Origin of the sequence: Janthinobacterium aestuarii, from assembly GCF_051380835.1 — a bacterium.
GTDB classification, from domain to species: Bacteria; Pseudomonadota; Gammaproteobacteria; order Burkholderiales; family Burkholderiaceae_D; genus Janthinobacterium; species Janthinobacterium aestuarii.
Genome location: NZ_JBNYXU010000006.1, coordinates 404,019 through 419,551, shown reverse-complemented (window position 1 = coordinate 419,551; position 15,533 = coordinate 404,019). Strand labels below are relative to the sequence as shown.

At 60.4% G+C, this 15,533-nt stretch carries 10 protein-coding genes; 1 reads left to right on the top strand and 9 read right to left on the bottom strand.

The annotated features are described in order from the left end of the window. Positions 1-360: 360 nt before the first annotated feature. Both ACQ4WO_RS18420 and ACQ4WO_RS18415 read right to left on the bottom strand, forming a co-directional pair. Positions 361-1,182: a restriction endonuclease gene (locus tag ACQ4WO_RS18420; protein WP_436482682.1), complete on the bottom strand. Its 822-nt coding sequence runs from the start codon at positions 1,180-1,182 to the stop codon at positions 361-363. Between the two features lie 130 nt (positions 1,183-1,312). Beyond that, complete coding sequence (locus ACQ4WO_RS18415) at positions 1,313-3,499, bottom strand: SMC family protein (protein ID WP_436482681.1); 2,187 nt, start codon at positions 3,497-3,499, stop codon at positions 1,313-1,315. A gap of 779 nt (positions 3,500-4,278) precedes the next feature. Here ACQ4WO_RS18415 and ACQ4WO_RS18410 point away from each other — a divergent pair. Further along, positions 4,279-9,321 carry a diguanylate cyclase domain-containing protein gene (locus ACQ4WO_RS18410; RefSeq protein ID WP_436482680.1) on the top strand — a complete coding sequence of 1,681 codons (5,043 nt, stop codon included), beginning with the start codon at positions 4,279-4,281 and terminating at the stop codon, positions 9,319-9,321. 19 nt (positions 9,322-9,340) lie between these two features. Here the strand turns inward: ACQ4WO_RS18410 and ACQ4WO_RS18405 are convergent, their stop codons facing one another. From ACQ4WO_RS18405 to ACQ4WO_RS18375, 7 genes are all read right to left on the bottom strand, one after another. Next, entirely contained in the window at positions 9,341-10,840 is a 1,500-nt protein-coding gene (locus ACQ4WO_RS18405) for a nucleobase:cation symporter-2 family protein (protein WP_436482679.1), read from the bottom strand. A gap of 463 nt (positions 10,841-11,303) precedes the next feature. Further along, positions 11,304-11,468, bottom strand: a complete 165-nt coding sequence (locus tag ACQ4WO_RS18400; protein ID WP_436482677.1) for a hypothetical protein — start codon at positions 11,466-11,468, stop codon at positions 11,304-11,306. Positions 11,469-11,596: 128 nt separating this feature from the next. Next, positions 11,597-11,923 carry a hypothetical protein gene (locus ACQ4WO_RS18395; protein ID WP_436482676.1) on the bottom strand — a complete coding sequence of 109 codons (327 nt, stop codon included), beginning with the start codon at positions 11,921-11,923 and terminating at the stop codon, positions 11,597-11,599. Then, a complete protein-coding gene (locus tag ACQ4WO_RS18390; protein ID WP_436482674.1) occupies positions 11,920-12,417 on the bottom strand; it encodes a glycoside hydrolase family 19 protein in 498 nt (165 codons plus the stop codon). The genes ACQ4WO_RS18395 and ACQ4WO_RS18390 overlap by 4 nt, the downstream gene beginning before the upstream one ends. A gap of 14 nt (positions 12,418-12,431) precedes the next feature. After that, positions 12,432-12,860, bottom strand: coding sequence for a hypothetical protein (locus ACQ4WO_RS18385; protein ID WP_058048714.1), 429 nt, complete (start codon positions 12,858-12,860; stop codon positions 12,432-12,434). 66 nt (positions 12,861-12,926) lie between these two features. Continuing rightward, positions 12,927-14,789 carry a hypothetical protein gene (locus tag ACQ4WO_RS18380; RefSeq protein ID WP_436482673.1) on the bottom strand — a complete coding sequence of 621 codons (1,863 nt, stop codon included), beginning with the start codon at positions 14,787-14,789 and terminating at the stop codon, positions 12,927-12,929. After that, positions 14,789-15,481, bottom strand: a complete 693-nt coding sequence (locus tag ACQ4WO_RS18375) for a hypothetical protein (protein WP_436482672.1) — start codon at positions 15,479-15,481, stop codon at positions 14,789-14,791. Before ACQ4WO_RS18375 ends, ACQ4WO_RS18380 begins: the two co-directional genes overlap by 1 nt. Positions 15,482-15,533: the final 52 nt, after the last annotated feature.

The window sequence follows — 15,533 nt, the reverse complement described above, 5'->3', positions numbered from 1 at the left end:
TCGCGCACAAACTGAGGGATAGGATGACTTGCTCCGAACGAGTCCCATAGGGCGGACTAACGACGAACCCTGACAACTCAAATCTCCCTTCACTCATGAGCTTAATATCGCAATTTATCAACCGCTTATGGCAGTAAGTTTGAGTTCCGTATGACGCCAGCTCAGCAGTGGTAGTGTGGCGATTTAAAGTGCCCACGAAATGGCTGCAAACCGTTAGGTCGCCGGTGCTACTTCCTAGGTCACGAATTGCACTAGGGGAGGCGCAACCCCATTCTGATAGGTGCGCAAAGGCGTCGGTCAGATGCAGAGCTGTATGAGAAACTCACTGCCATCGCAATCCACACTCACAATTCTAAATTTCTAAGTATCTTCGTTAATAAGTCCTTTCCAATGATTTTTAGCAGCAGGTGTTACCAATTTTAGAGCGCTTGAAAAACGTTGAAAATCATACAACTCATAGCTCTCCACTATCCCAAGTTCAACCGCTCGTTGTGCAGCCTCTTTCGAGGGTTCAGAAAACTTACTACTAGTCGATACGAAGATGCAGTTTTTACTTTCCTTTAATAAAGTAGCCCCTATGAGTTCTCGCACTCCGCTGACTGACTCTACATGCGGCAAGGAACGACGACGTTTCACTTGAATAACAGTTGGACTATCGGCTTGAATTAACAATAAATCGACCCCTCCGTCGTGAGACTTGCCTATATGTTCGACCTCGCAGTTAAAATACTCAGCGAAGACAGACTGAACTAGCTTTTCCATTTGTTTGTCATGGATATGAATAACGTCCTCGTATTTTTCACGTAAATGCTGCTGAAGTACTGTGAGCGGCAAATCCTTACTAGATAAATCATATTTCTTAAGCACAGCGCTTCTGACAATAGCTGATACCGCATCTATCGTTCCGTCAGTTTTCTTGTTCGTTCGGCTTCGCCACCATCCACATTGTGGACACGACCAAACATACTTAACTAACGTATACTCCCCTCCGTCTAACCAATCCGGATAGTCGACTACACGTTCATAATGTACTTGCTCAGCAGGGCAATTACAAAAAGGGCACGTCGAATCATCTTTATCTCGAAAAAAACCAACGGTTCCATATCGCCTCATGAATCCCGGTGAACGCTCTGCAAACGCATCATCGCGGACGTGCTCTTGATAAGTAAATATCTCCTTCACCTACGCCCCCTTTAATAAAAATTAAATCACGACATTTTATTATCTGATTGACATGAGACACATCCACGATATGAACTTCCTCTGCAACCTAAAATTTCATCAATACAGACTGCTATAGACCGAGTGCGGCCTATTGATACCCACTTAGTTGTTTAGCGGTCATTCCATTAAGCGATGGTTCAAGTGTCCAGAGCCTTGCGTCAATTCCGTCATTACTCAGCTTACGCATCAGGAAACGCGCTTGCTGAGCATCGTGAGTGGTTAAAACAACCTGGAAGCCGTGCTCTGCAATGAAATCACGCAGCACATCGAAGACCGACGATGCATGCACTAAGTCATGGTGCTGAGTAGGGTCATCCAGCAGCAGGGCCTTCCAAGGCGACCATTGATGCACCGTCGCCATTGCAAGCATGAATGACAGCTGTAAATCCGTCATTTGCGCTTGGCTCGCGACATCCGAGACGCCGACACTCCCACTGCCAAGTCCAACTTGGACCGACGCGTGATCTTTGTTACGGCTCTTGTAGTAGTTCAAGTTCGTGCCCGAGAAACGAGGCTCTTGAACAATGCGTCGCAATATGGCTTGCCATTGAGGGACGACGTCCGCAATCTTGTCACGGATTTTATCGATGCCACTGGTCAGGTGCGCGTGAAACTCATCCAACGCAATCTTACGCTCAGCACCCAGCGCAAGCTCGTCCTGAACACTCGTCAACTCCTCCGTCAAAATCCGGGCGTAGTCGCTCTCCGTGCTCCCGCCCCTTGCGGCATCAACTGCTTGCTGAGCGGTCGCGAGGACATTAGCTTCAGCGATACGGCTAAGTTCAGTCTCAATCTCACCGAGCTTCGCTTGTGCTGTCTGGGCCTTCGTCTTATCCGCCAGAAGTTTTTCTTTAATGGCTTCTAGCTGTTCATCAGAAGGCGGCGTAATCAATCCAGCAGATACCCACTTAGACCGCTGTGTTTCGAAACGAGCTTGGTCCAGTTCTAATTGCTGCGTGATTCGTGAGATTGCAGCGTCCACGTCAAGCAGTGTTCTAGCCAAAGCAGATTTCTTGGCCTGTTCGTCCTCAATGCCGGCAGAACTAAGTCGTACTTGCTCCTCAAGCGACGACAATGCTTGTTCAACCTGTTCGATGGTGACATCCTCTGTGACCAACGGGGCGAGCTTCGCAAGCGCTGCGGTGGTGTCGTTAATCGTCTCATCCAGTCGAGCCAGAGCTTCATCAAATTCCGCTAATTCTCTTTTTTCGGAGTTGAAACGTGCAGTCAGCTGAGTCATGTCCTCGACACTAAGCGAGGGCTCTTGCGCAACACGCTTGGCATCGAGTTCCGAACTATCGCTATCGACTTCGGCTTGCAAAGAATCAAGCCGCTCTTGAACTTCCCCTGGCTCAAGACCAATAAGAAGGCTGTTACCCCTGGCAATTTTTATGTCCGATTCAATGGCAGCAATCGCTTCGTTGACGCGCGCACGCATAGCTTGTGCGGTAGAGAGCGCGGCGCTCTCTCCATCTTTTGACTTTTGGGCCTTCTCCAATTTCTCCGCTGCTAAACGAAGAGCTGCCGTCGCCTCACTAAGTCGTGGGTCCATTGCATTGAGCGCGTCCGCAATTTTAAGACGCAGCACCTGCTCCCCATGGCGTTCCAGACACACGGGGCAGTTGTCGGTACCAATCGGTAGTTTCTCAGCGACTGTGGAGACAGCTGCACGGATTGCTCCAGCTGCTTCTTGATACACAGCTAAAATTGACTTGGCGGATTGGTGCTCCAGTACAGCCTGCTCCAGTTCAGCTACCGCAATACGGAGGTTCTCATTAAGCGATTCAATCTCAGCGTTCCTTGCCTGGAGATTTTGCTCCTCGCCCCTCTTACGGCTTTCAGCGCCTTGCCATTCAGCATAAGACTGCTTAGCCGCAGCGATGCCACTACGCTTGAGTGCGATGGTTCCAGTCAATGCCTCCAGCATCGAATTAACATCATTCGCCGTCAGTGCAGCATTATGGGTTTGCTGGGTCGCGTCGAACGCTGTTTTTTTCTGCTCACGTGAGCGGAACCGCACTTCTCTCTGCTGCCGTTGCGTTTCCAGCAGCGCTACCGCCTTTGCATGCGCCCGCTTACGTTCCAGCACAAGTCTGGTTTGCGCAACCTTCGTAACGAGCTCGCGATGACTCGCCTCTGCCGCAACTATGCTCTCGCTTAGTGCAATTCCGGTACCCGAGGCGACGCCATCGGCGAAGACCTGCACGCACTGGTAGCCTGGGCCGACGCCCAGCTGGCCAAGCTTCAGCCGGCCCAGCGCCGCGCCATCAATCACAAGGTGGCCACCGACCTACCCGGCGGGGGCCGGACGGCGCGGCCTCCCCTACGCGCAAGCGGCACAAGGAGTTGAAGGGAAAGAATAGGCTCATCAAGCGGCAGAAGGCTGCGATGTCGTCAATAGCCGCACCGCCAAACAGTAACGGTGACCCGCGACCAGATGGAAGTCAAATTCTTTGACTGGGTGGCGCGCGTTGCACGGGTATATCAGTTTGGGCAGCAAGAGCGCCTGAGCAAAAAGGGGCACTCTACAAGTACCCGGATACTGATTAGCCTAGGCATCATTGCCGAGGTCAAAGGGGCCAAGACGCGAGTTAAACTTGGGCCAACACTCACCATAGCATGCCTGAATGGCCGGCGCCATGCGCCAACAGCACGGCCAACAAAGTCACGTCGAAAGCACCAAGAATCATCTGTAGCTGTGACTTGGCATCGTCATGAAAAAACCTGGTCGTCAAGCAACCCACCACAGTGGATGGCGCTACCGCTTTTGCCCCGCGACGCCTGGAACCACCTCAGCAGCTGGTCGGCGTGCAGCATCCACTTGTCACTCCTCCGTATAAAACACCTCCGAACCTCCGCCACTTCTGCTTTGCCGCGACCGCAATGAATTCCTGCCCCGCACTCGCCTGCCCCACTGGCATTTTTACAACACCCCTCATCAGGCCGCTCCCTCCCCCACGGTTCCCTGCTGATATAATACTTACAATCAAGTAACATTCCGAAATGTGCGCCTTCAGGCTCCCGCAACCGTCTGTGTACTGCTAAGCCCAGCCCATGCGCTCCCTTTTCGATCATGAGATCATCAAACAGCTGCACAGCGGTGCCCGCTCACGGGTTTACCGCGCCAGGGCTGCGGATGGCACCGCGCTGATCGTCAAGAAGCCCAATCAGCCGTTCCCCTCCTTTCAGCAAGTGGCGCAATTCAAGCGCGAGTATGCGATCGCGCGCCGCTGCCGCCATCCTGGGGTGGCGCATCCACTGGCGCTGCAGCTGCACGGCGGGTGCTGGACGATGGTCCTCGAAGATACCGGCGGCCAGGCGCTCGACCAGGTGGTGCACGCTCAGGTGGCGGCGCGCAGGACGCCGTCGCAGCCCGCACTGGCGCTGGACGACTTTTTCGACATCGCGCTGCAACTGTGCGTGGCGCTGGAAGAGGTCCATACGCATGGCGTGATCCACAAGGATATCAATCCCTCCAACCTGGTGTGGAATGGCGAGCGGCGGCGGCTGCAGCTGATCGATTTCGGCATCGCCTGCGAACTGCCGTATGAAAGCCACGGCATCGCCAATCTGCAGACGCTGGAAGGTACGCTGCGCTACATGGCGCCGGAACAGACGGGGCGCATGAACCGGCGGGTCGATTGGCGCGCCGATTTCTATGCGCTCGGCGCCACCTTCTACGAACTGCTGGCCGGCCAGGCGCCGTTCGAGACGGGCGACGAGATGGAACTCGTGCACTGCCACATTGCGCGCAGTCCCGACTGGTCGCACCCAGCGCTGGCCAGCTTGCCTGGCCAGCTGCTGGCGATCATCCAGCGGCTACTGGAAAAAAATGCCGATCAGCGCTACCAGAGCTTGCAGGGCTTGCGCAGCGACCTCGAAGCATGCCGCGCGCAAAAGCCGGCACAGGCGCTCAAGCTGTCCGACCACAACGGCCGCTTCCTCGTGCCGCAAACGCTGCATGGGCGCGAGGATGCCATCGCCGAGCTGCTGGCGGCGTTTGAACGCAGCGCCGCGGGCAGGTGCGAGATGCTGCTGGTGGCCGGCCATTCTGGCATCGGCAAGTCGGCCGTCGTCAACGAAGTGCAAAAGCCCATCATCGCGCAGCGCGGGTGCTTCCTGAGCGGGAAATTTGACCAGCTTCAGCGCGACGTGCCGTATGCCTCGCTGATCCAGGCCTTCCAGGGGCTGGTGCGCCAGTTGCTCGGCCAGCCCGAGGAAACGCTGCGCCAGTGGTCCGCCAAACTGCACACGGCGCTGGGCACCGGCACCGGTATGCTGGTCGAGCTGATTCCCCAACTGGCGCTGATCGTCGGCCCCACGGACCCGATGCCCGCGTCGGCGCCGGCACAGGCCCAGCTGCGCCTGGATCGCCTCTTCCCCCGCTTCGTCGAAGTATTCGCCTGCGCCGGGCACCCGCTGGTGCTGTTCCTCGACGACCTGCAATGGGCCGATGCGGCCACCTTGCGGATGATCGAACTGCTCATGGTCTCCTGCGACAAGAGCTGCATGCTGGTCATCGGCGCGTACCGCGACAACGAAGTGAGCGCCGCGCATCCGCTGATCGCGCTGCGCGACAAGCTGCTCGCCCATGACGTACGCCTGTCCACGCTGTCACTGGGCGCACTGACCGAGCCGCAGGTGGCGCAAATGGTCTCGGCCACCGTGCGCGTGACGGCCCCCGACTGCGCGCCGCTGACCAGCATTTGCTACCGCAAGACGGCCGGCAATCCGTTTTTCCTCAACCAATTCCTCGCCTCGCTCAATGAGACGGGCCATCTGCGCTACCGGGCCGCCGACGATTGCTGGGACTGGGACCTGCCCGCGATAGAACAGGCCAAATATACCGACAACGTGGTCGAGGTGCTGCTGGAAAAAATCCGCCGCCTGCCCGCGGTGACGCAGCATCTGCTGCAACTGGCCGCTTCCTGCGGCAACCGCTTCGCGCTCGATACGCTCGCGCTGACCGTGGACCGCACGCCCCGGAAAACGCAGCAAGACCTGTGGCCGGCGCTCAGGGCAGGCTTGATCCAGCCGCTCGACGAACGCTATAAATACATCGATGGCGACACCGATGCGGCCAACAGCGGCGTCAGTTACCGCTTCCTGCACGACCGGGTGCAGCAGGCCGCCTACCTGGTCGCCGACGACGATACGCGCGCGGCCAACCATCTTCTCATCGGCCGCCTGCTGCTGCGGCATGCGACGCCGAAGCATCGGGACGAGGCACTGTTCGAGATCGTCGAGCAGCTCAACGCCGGCCGTGCGCTGATCAACGATGCGGGCGAGCGCGGGCAGCTGGCGGCGCTCAATCTGCAAGCCGGCGTCAAGGCACGGCGTTCCGCCGCGTTCCAGTCCACCCTGGAGCACATGCGCACAGGTCTCGACCTGCTGCCGGCGCAGGCATGGAGCGGGCACACCGACCTCTGGCTCGACCTGCAGCTGGGCGCGGCAGAAGCGGCCTATTTGTGCGGCCAGTTCGACGCCGCCGAGGCGATCTACCCGCTGGTGCGCGCCCGCACCGTGAGCCCGCTGCTGCAGCTGCGCTGCATTGCCATCCAGGCGCACCAGTATCAATTGCAGGGCCGCCTGCTCGACGCGATCGCCGTACAGCGCGACGGTCTGGCGCTGCTGCACATCGACATTCCGCACGATGTGCAGCAGATGAAGGCGCGCTTCGCCGATATCCTCGCCGACATCGGGCGGCAGCCTGGCGCGCATGCGCCCGACACCTTGCTGGCGGCAGATGACATGTGCGAGCCGGACGCGGTGGCCGCGATGCAGATGATGCAGGGCCTGTGGATGGCCAGCTATTATGCCGGCCAGCAGGATCTCAGCGCGCTGATGGTGGTGTCGATGACGCGCCTGTCCATGCAGCGGGGGAACAGCGATTTCAGCCCCGTCGCCTATGTCGGCTACGCGATGATGGTTGCGCTGTACAGCGGCGACATCGCGCGCGGCTACGCCTTCGGCGCGATGGCGATGGCGCTGGCCAGGCGCCGTGCCAACCTGCAGACGCGCACGCTCACGGGCCTGATGTTCGGCGCGCTCAGCAACCACTGGACGCAGCCGCTGCGCAGCTCCGACGCCCTGTACGAGGAAGCGTTTGGCTGGGCGCTGGAAATCGCCGATTTCGTGCAGGTCGGCGTGGTGGCAGCCGTGCGCGCCACGGACCGTATCATCCTCGGCGACTACCTGCCGCATCTGATGCACGACATCGAGCACGACCTGGCGCTGATGCGCGCCAACGGCCAGCAGGCGATGGCCGATTGCTGCGTCGCCGCCGCGGTCCAGCCGATCAAGTGCCTGATGGGCCTCCTGCCCCGTCACGACAGCTACGACGATGCGGCCTTCAGCGAGGCGCGCTTCCTCGATCAGTATGGCGGCTCGCAGCTGTACCGCGCCTACTTCTTGCAGGGGAAGATACGCAACGCCTACCTGTTCGACGGCGCCGACGCCGAGCTGCTGGCGGGCCAGCTCGGCAACGTCACCCAGATCATGCGCGGCCAGGCCAAGGTCGTCGATTGCAGCTTTTACGCCGCGCTGATCCTGATCCGCGCCTTGCGGCGCGATCCTGCGCGCCCCGATGCGCGCGATGTGCTGACCGTGATCGGCACGCTGCAGGCAAGCCTCGCCGAGTGGGCCAAACAAGGCTCGGACAACAGCGACGCCAAACACCTGCTGGTGCTGGCCGAGATGGCGCGCTACCGGGAAGAGCTGCAACTGGCCACACGTTATTACCAGCAGGCGATCGACGCGGCCGGCCTGGCCGGCTACGTCAACATGCAGGCGCTGGGCAATGAACTGTGCGGCGAATGCTGGTTCGACCAGGGACATGCGCGCGTGGCCGGCGTCTTCATCCAGGACGCCATCGCGCATTACGGCCAGTGGGGCGCGCAGGGCAAAGTGACGCAGCTGCGGGAGCGCCATCTTGCCCTGCTGTCAAGGATGGACGGCCGCGGCACGCAACGGCATTCCGTCTCCCACACGCAAGGCGGTTCCGCACTCGACCTGGTGTCGCTGCTGAAAGCGTCGCAGATCCTGTCGAACGAAGTGGGCCTGCGCAATGTGCTGACGCGCCTCATTGCCATCGTGTGCGAAAACGCCGGCGCGCAGGTGGCGCGCCTGCTGCTGCTATCCGGAGGCAGCTACCAGCTCGAGGCCAATATCGATGGCGACGGCACCACCGTCCTGCAATCGCGCCAGCTCGACCTGAACGCCGCCAGCGACCCGCAGTTTCCGCTGTCGCTGCTGCGCTACGTCGTGCGCACCGGCGCCGAGGTGATCGAAGACTGCATCACGAGCGCTCCGCGCTTTGCCGCCGACCCGTACGTGCAGTTGCACCTGCCGCGCGCCGTCATGTGCCTGCCGATACGGCACGGCGGCCAGATTGGGGGCATCCTGTACTTCGAGAACCGGCTTGCCGAAGCGTCGTTCACGGAAGAGCGCGTCGCGTTCCTGCGCATGCTCGGCGCACAGGCCATGATCTCGATCTCCAGCGCCAGGCTGCACGACAGCCTGGAACGGCGCGTTGCCGAGCGCACGGAACAACTGGAAGACGCCAACCGCAAACTGGCAACCCTGTCCATCACCGACGGCCTGACGGGCCTGTCGAACCGGCGCCATTTCGACGACGTGCTGCGCGCCGAATGCGCTCGTGCCACGCGCGTCGGCCAGCCGCTTGCCGTCATCATGCTCGATGTCGATTACTTCAAGCTATTCAACGACCGTCACGGCCACCTGGCCGGCGATGCCTGCCTGATCCGGGTCGCACATGCGCTGGCGGCCGGCATGCGGCGCGCGGGCGACCTGACGGCGCGCTACGGCGGCGAAGAGTTTTCAATCGTGCTGCCAAATACCGGCGCGGACGAAGCGCAGCAGGTCGGCGAAGCGCTGCGGTGCGCCATCGAGGCTCTGGGCATCGTCCACGCGAGTACGCAGGCGCAACAGGTGACGATCAGCGTCGGCATCGCGGTCCAGTCACCACCGGGCGCCGCCGATCCGGATGCCCTGCTGCGCCTGGCCGATGCCGCGCTCTACCAGGCCAAGGATGCAGGGCGCAATTGCGTGGTGCTAAGGGTCCTGCCGCCTGGCTGATCAGCCGTGGGGCCGTTCTTCAATCGCTGCCATGACTGTTCTCGCGCGCCTGCTCCTTTGCCACTTCTCTTGGGGTCAACCCGTTGAAGAACAGATTGAGCAGCACGGCGACGATGGCGGCCAGCAGTATGCCGCTGTGCAGCAGCGGCGACAGGGCTTTCGGCATGTGCTGTGCGTACTGTTCCGCCACCAGCGGCAGCATGCCGAAGCCGATCGACAGGGCAACGATGAACAGGTTGTTGCGGTTGCTCTTGTAGTCGACGCCGGCCAGGATGCGAATGCCGGTGGCGGCAACCATGCCGAACATCACCAGCCCTGCCCCGCCCAGCACGAACGCCGGCACGGCTTCGGCCGTCTGCGCGATCTTCGGGATCACGCCCATGACGAGCAGGATGATGCCGGCCGCCACGCAGACCCAGCGGCTGCGCACGCCCGTCACGCCCACCAGGCCCACGTTTTGCGAGAACGAGGTGTACGGAAAGGTATTGAAAATACCGCCGATCAGGGTGCCCAGGCCATCGACGCGCAAGCCGCGGCTGATGTCGGCCTGCTCGATGCGTTTGCCCGTCATGTCGCCCAAGGCCAGGAACATGCCCAGCGACTCGATCATGACGACGATCATCACCAGGCTCATGGTGACGATGGCAACCACGTCGAAAGTCGGCATGCCGAACTGGAACGGCGTGACGACGGCAAAAGCCTTGGCGCTGGCCACCTTGGCGAAATCGGCCTTGCCCAGCGCAAACGACAGGGCCGTACCGGCGATGATGCCGATCAACACGGCGATATTCGACAGGAAACCGCGGCCATACTTGGCTACCAGCAAGATGACGGCCAGCACGAAGAAGGCGATGCCCATGTTGTCCAGCGCGCCATAGCCGGGGTTGGCGATCATGGGCACTGGGCCGGCCGGCGCGGGCAAGCCGGCCGCCGTGGCGGCCGCGGCCATCTTGAGAAAGGCGGGATCGGCGATCTGCGCCATGGCGGGCGGCCCGCCCATGGCCCAGTTCACGCCCACGCGCATCAGCGACACGCCGATCACAGCGATGATGCTGCCCGTGACCACAGGCGGGAACAGCGCCAGCAGGCGGCTGATGAAGGGCGCGATCAGCATTGAGACGACACCGGCGCCGATCACGGCGCCAAAGATGCCGGTGATGCCCAGGGCCGGATTGCTCGCCATGGCCAGCATGGGACTGACGGCGGCAAAGGTGACGCCCATCATGACGGGCAGGCGGATGCCGAAATGCTTGCCTATTCCCAGAGATTGGATCAGGGTCACGAGGCCGCAGCAGAACAGGTCGGCACTGATCAGCGCCGCCACCTGCTCGGGCGGCAGCTTGAGAGCACGGCCGACGATCAGCGGCACGGCGATGGCGCCCGCATACATGACGAGCACGTGCTGCAAACCCAGCGTAAACAGTTTGCCAGCTGGCAGGATTTCATCGACGGGCGATGGCGCGGCAGGCGTGGTACCGGGCACGCTGCGGTGGATGGATTTCAAGCGGGGAGAGGCCATTTACGCTCCATTTCCTGGGTTACCGCGGCCCGGATGGGCGCAGGTGAAAGGGAAAAGCAAGACAGAAACGGGACGACAGGAACACACTGGCGGCAGATGATACATGCGAAGCTCCTTGGAATGGGACGACCAAGGTAGCCATGCACGCTTCGTGCCAGGTAGATTGTATACAGGAATTGTGCCGGAAATCAGCAGAGATCGGCGAATGAGACGGTGATGCACCGTTTTCTCGCATGCCGCGCCCCGCCTGCACCAGAAGGCGGCAAAGGCGGTAGCGCTGGCAGGCCGCTGGTAACTGGTGCTTGGAGCCTGTCTCAGTAGATGAATACATCCCCTGCTGGCGCCCCTCAGAAGCGGGGACTGCGTTGATCGTCGTCGCGTGGCTCGCCACGCGTCCTCCTCACGCCTTGTCCGCGCTCCTGATGCGCTGCCAACAGAAGACGCTCCCTACTGGAATAGGCTCTTAGCCGCGGGAGCAGGCATCGAGCAGCGCTTCCAGCTGGCGCACATGGGCGGCACGCAATTGCTCGCGTGCCAGCAAGGCTTGCACTTGCTCGAAGATGCCGTGCGATGGCACCGCCGGCAAGACGGGCGCGGCGGGGCGCGGGGCTACGCACGGCGCGCTCACGGGCCAAGCTTCCACCTTCGATGTCGGCGCCCAGGCCGCGCAGCCGGCCAACAAGCTCGCCAGCAATAAAGCGACTAGCCTGCTGGCGAGGCCGCCGGCAGGCCTTCCAGCACGTTCGCGCGGCGGCCTCATGGCATTTCGCTGGCGATCAGCGCCTCGGCGGCACGGCAGGCGTCGCCTTCGGGCTGCAGCGCAAGGATGCGCGCCGCAGCCGCTTGCGCATCTGCCTGTCCGGCCTGCGCCGTGGCCAGCGCCTGCCGTACCTTCGCCGACCGGCGCGCGCCCTCCTCCCGCATAGTATCGAGGGCCTGGGTCTGGCGCTGCAACACGGCTTGCACCTCCAGCATTTGCGCGGCGCACGCGGAACGGCCCGCTTCGCGGCCCCAGCGCTGGGCGCAAAACACGGCTGCCCCCAGCAACACCAGCATGGCCACGATACTCAACGACGGCTTCATGTCAGCACCTTGCGCGCTGCCTGGTACAAGGCCAGACGCTCGGCCAGGCCGTTCACGCCGCCGTTGATGCGGCGCGTCACCCGTTCCTGGTCGCCCGCGTCGGCCAGACGGTTCAAGCCGCGCGATTGCCAGAACCAGCCCGCCGAGCGACACGCGAAAACCGTTTGCTCCAGCAGTTGCGGCGATGCCAGCAAATCCAGGCCCAGCGACACGCCGCACGCCGCATAGTTGGCGCGCCCCGTCACCTGCAGCAAGCCGCGTCCCTTGAAGCGCATGCCATCGCCAGCAATCACATTGCCCAAGTCCGCCCGTCCTTCATAGGCCGCGCCGCTGGCCAGCTCGCGCACATAGCGCAGTTGGCCCGATTCGTGCCCCACCTGCGCCAGGAACGCCGCCTGACGCAGCGGCGTATCGATGCTGAACTCGGCCATCGCCGCATTCAAGGGCGCCAGAAACAGCGTAGCGCGGCGGCCTGCCAGCGGCATGATCTGCATCAATTGGGCGCCTGTCACAGCATGCCCCGCACATCCTTGACGGCAGCGGCCGCATCGGCCGCCAGTTCGCCGATATCCTTGCCGCGCCGCTTGTCGAACCAGCGCACGCACGCGCCCAGCACCCACCAGGCGGGCAAGCCCGCCGCCACCATCACCGGCGCGGCGATGAATAAAAAACCCGTGGACGGATCGCCGCCATACAGACCCGCCACGGTTTTCGCGCTGTCGAACAGGCTCGGCCACCACGACAGCACGGCGGCCACGAGCACAGGGCCGAGAAAGGTGGAAATGATGATGCTGGAACAAAAACGAATAAATGCCTCCTTGGTGGATTGGGGCCACATGAACATGAAGCCCAGCGACGTGGCGGCGGCGCCGGCCAGCACGGGCACGCCAAACAGTTTGATCAATGCGCCGCCGGCGGCGGTGGTTTCGAGGGCCATGGTTGCCTTTCAGGTGGTGGAAATGAAAAAACCCGCCGAGGCGGGTCAATGTGGACGACTGAGTTGCTACACGGCCTTGACCATCACATAGGCCCTGCCATCGGGCTCGATCGAGATCACACGGCCGACGGCGTGCAGGTACTGCTTCATGGTGAGATCGTCCTCGCGTACGGGAATGCCCTTGATGCCAGTACCGTCCTGCACCGGCACGATGTAATCGCCCGGCTTGGCGCCCAGCACGTTCACCGGTACACGGCCGGCGATGGCGATGCGGTCGACTTTTTGACGCTCAGCTTCCAGGGCTGCGTCGAAGGCGGCCATGGCTTCGGCATCCTGCTTTGTCGTCATCCTGTAAGCGGCCATGGCTGCGGCGTACTCCTCCTGCTTGGCAGCCCACTCACTGTCCGTATCACCGGGCTGTGTCACAACGTCTACGTATTGCACTGGCTGGGTGCCAGCGACAGGCTGTTGTGTGGTCACATCCGCACAGCGTTGTGGCTCTGACGGTTCCACGCCTGCCATGGGCTCGGGGCGCGCACCCACAGCCAGCGCCCAGCTATCACCGCCAACAAACGAAGGCGCAGTAGACTTGATCGCAAACAGGATGGCAGAGTCCCACTGGTCTGTGATTTCGTTGCTATCAGTAATGCCAATTACCTGACCGGGTGCAATATCGCTGCAGCCAGCATACTTGTGTACATACTCGGCATAGTCGTTTCCCATGGTATTGACGGTGCCAGCGATGTTGGCGCCTCGTGCGGTATTGCTATTTTTCCCAATGTATAAAACAGCAGGTGAGGCGGCCCATCCAGCTGTACCATCAGAAGCGTTGACGCCGACGCACGGAGCAGCAAACCCCTCTCGGCCAATATACAAAATCTCTGCGCCCATCGAGGCAGAACGGCTAATATTATGACGAAAGATTGATGTATCCGTACTACCCGCTTTTAGCAAAGGCATATACACTCGTCCATTGCCATAGACGGCAAGTAAATTACCTGACCACGCGTTTGAATTATTATCCCAGGCTTTAAGCGATAATTTATAACCCTCTTTATAGACGCTTCCCCATCCACCGCCGGTTGTGAATCCAAATAAACCGGGGAAAGCAGATCCTGCGATACCAGCGAATCCTAAACGCAATACTTCTGTCTCGTCCGTCTGGTTTGCTTTTTGCTGCCCGCGCGCAATGTACGAAGTCCCATAATCATAGGGGGCAAGAGCACCAACGCCGACTATATCCGAGAACATCGTGCCACGGAAGGGTGTCTCATTGCCAGTCATTGCCTGCCAGCGTGGTGCAATATAACCAGGCGCACCTGGAACTTGTGCCGTATCAAACACGACGGTTCCTTCTGGTAGCGAGGTCGATTCAACAGGCGACAGAATCGTAGCCGCATTTATCCCCACCAAATCAAATGAAATTGTGGCAAAGCAAGATGGCTGGAAATAGGCATACACATAATATTGTCCGTTGTCTCTTTTGTAGACAATGAAACGTGACTGCGATAGGCGTGGACCTTCACGGTGCCAATCCACATAAAACCCACCGCGTGCACCGATCAGAATAGTGACCGGAGCGGTACTGACCGATCCCCAATTCTCGTTCAGTATGCCCCTTATAAGCAAATTTTCATGGCCACCGAGATAATCTTCTCGCAACGTCGCAATCAGGAGCCACTTTGCCGTTGGAGCCCCTTGCGTCAGATAATTGTAGCCGTACTTAGCCGTTGGACCTGATCCAATCCTGACACTCGTCTGGATTGGCAACGCTGGATCAAGCCACGCCGGATTCATGAATCCATTTGGCCCGCCCACCGGCGACATGCCTACCTTCGGCGCATACGACGCCACCACAGCACCCCGTCCAGCCAGCTCATTCAAGCGCTGGATCGTATCCTTCTGCCCATAATAAAAAAAATCACCCATTACAACTCCTCTATTTCAATGTTGGTGGCATACGCCTGGAAAGATGGCGTGGTGATGGCGGCCAGATTGGCCAAGCGCCCATACACTTGATGCGTCTGCTCCAGCTCGACGTCGTCGCTGTCCGGATACAGGCTGATGAAAAGCGGGCGCGACAGGCCGTTGCCGCGCACGATGCGCCACAGCTCGGCCCGGTCCAACGGTGTCATGTGATCAAGCGCCAGCGACAGCTTGCGATACATCACGCCCCGCTCCACCTTCTGTTCGCCGGCGCCATTGCGGTACTGGCTGCTGCTATCGACCGGTGCAATGCCGGCGCCATACGATGCGTTCTGCTCAGGACTCCAATATGCCCCCGCCACCAGGCGCGCAGCCTCGATGTAGCCAGCAGGATTGTCCGGGTCGTCCAGGTCGATCATCAGTTTCCTGATGCTGCGCATCTGGAACCAGCAACGGGCGTAGGTACCGCCGCCGTAACTGTAGGCATTCAAGCCCAGCGGCAATGCGCCCCAATCCCACATGCCCAGCCGCGCATACTCGCAGGCTGGCATGACGCCAGTGTCGAATGCAGGCACGGGTTGGCCAACTTCGATGTAGCCGCGCACGCGGATAGTTGCTCCAGGGGTCAGGTTGCAAAACGGCAGGGCCACGCCACCAACGATTTCCGGTGACGGCCACGTTGCTGTAATGCTCAACCCTGCGCCGATTGACCGCAATACCACAGACTTTCCTTCGCGCTGCAGATTG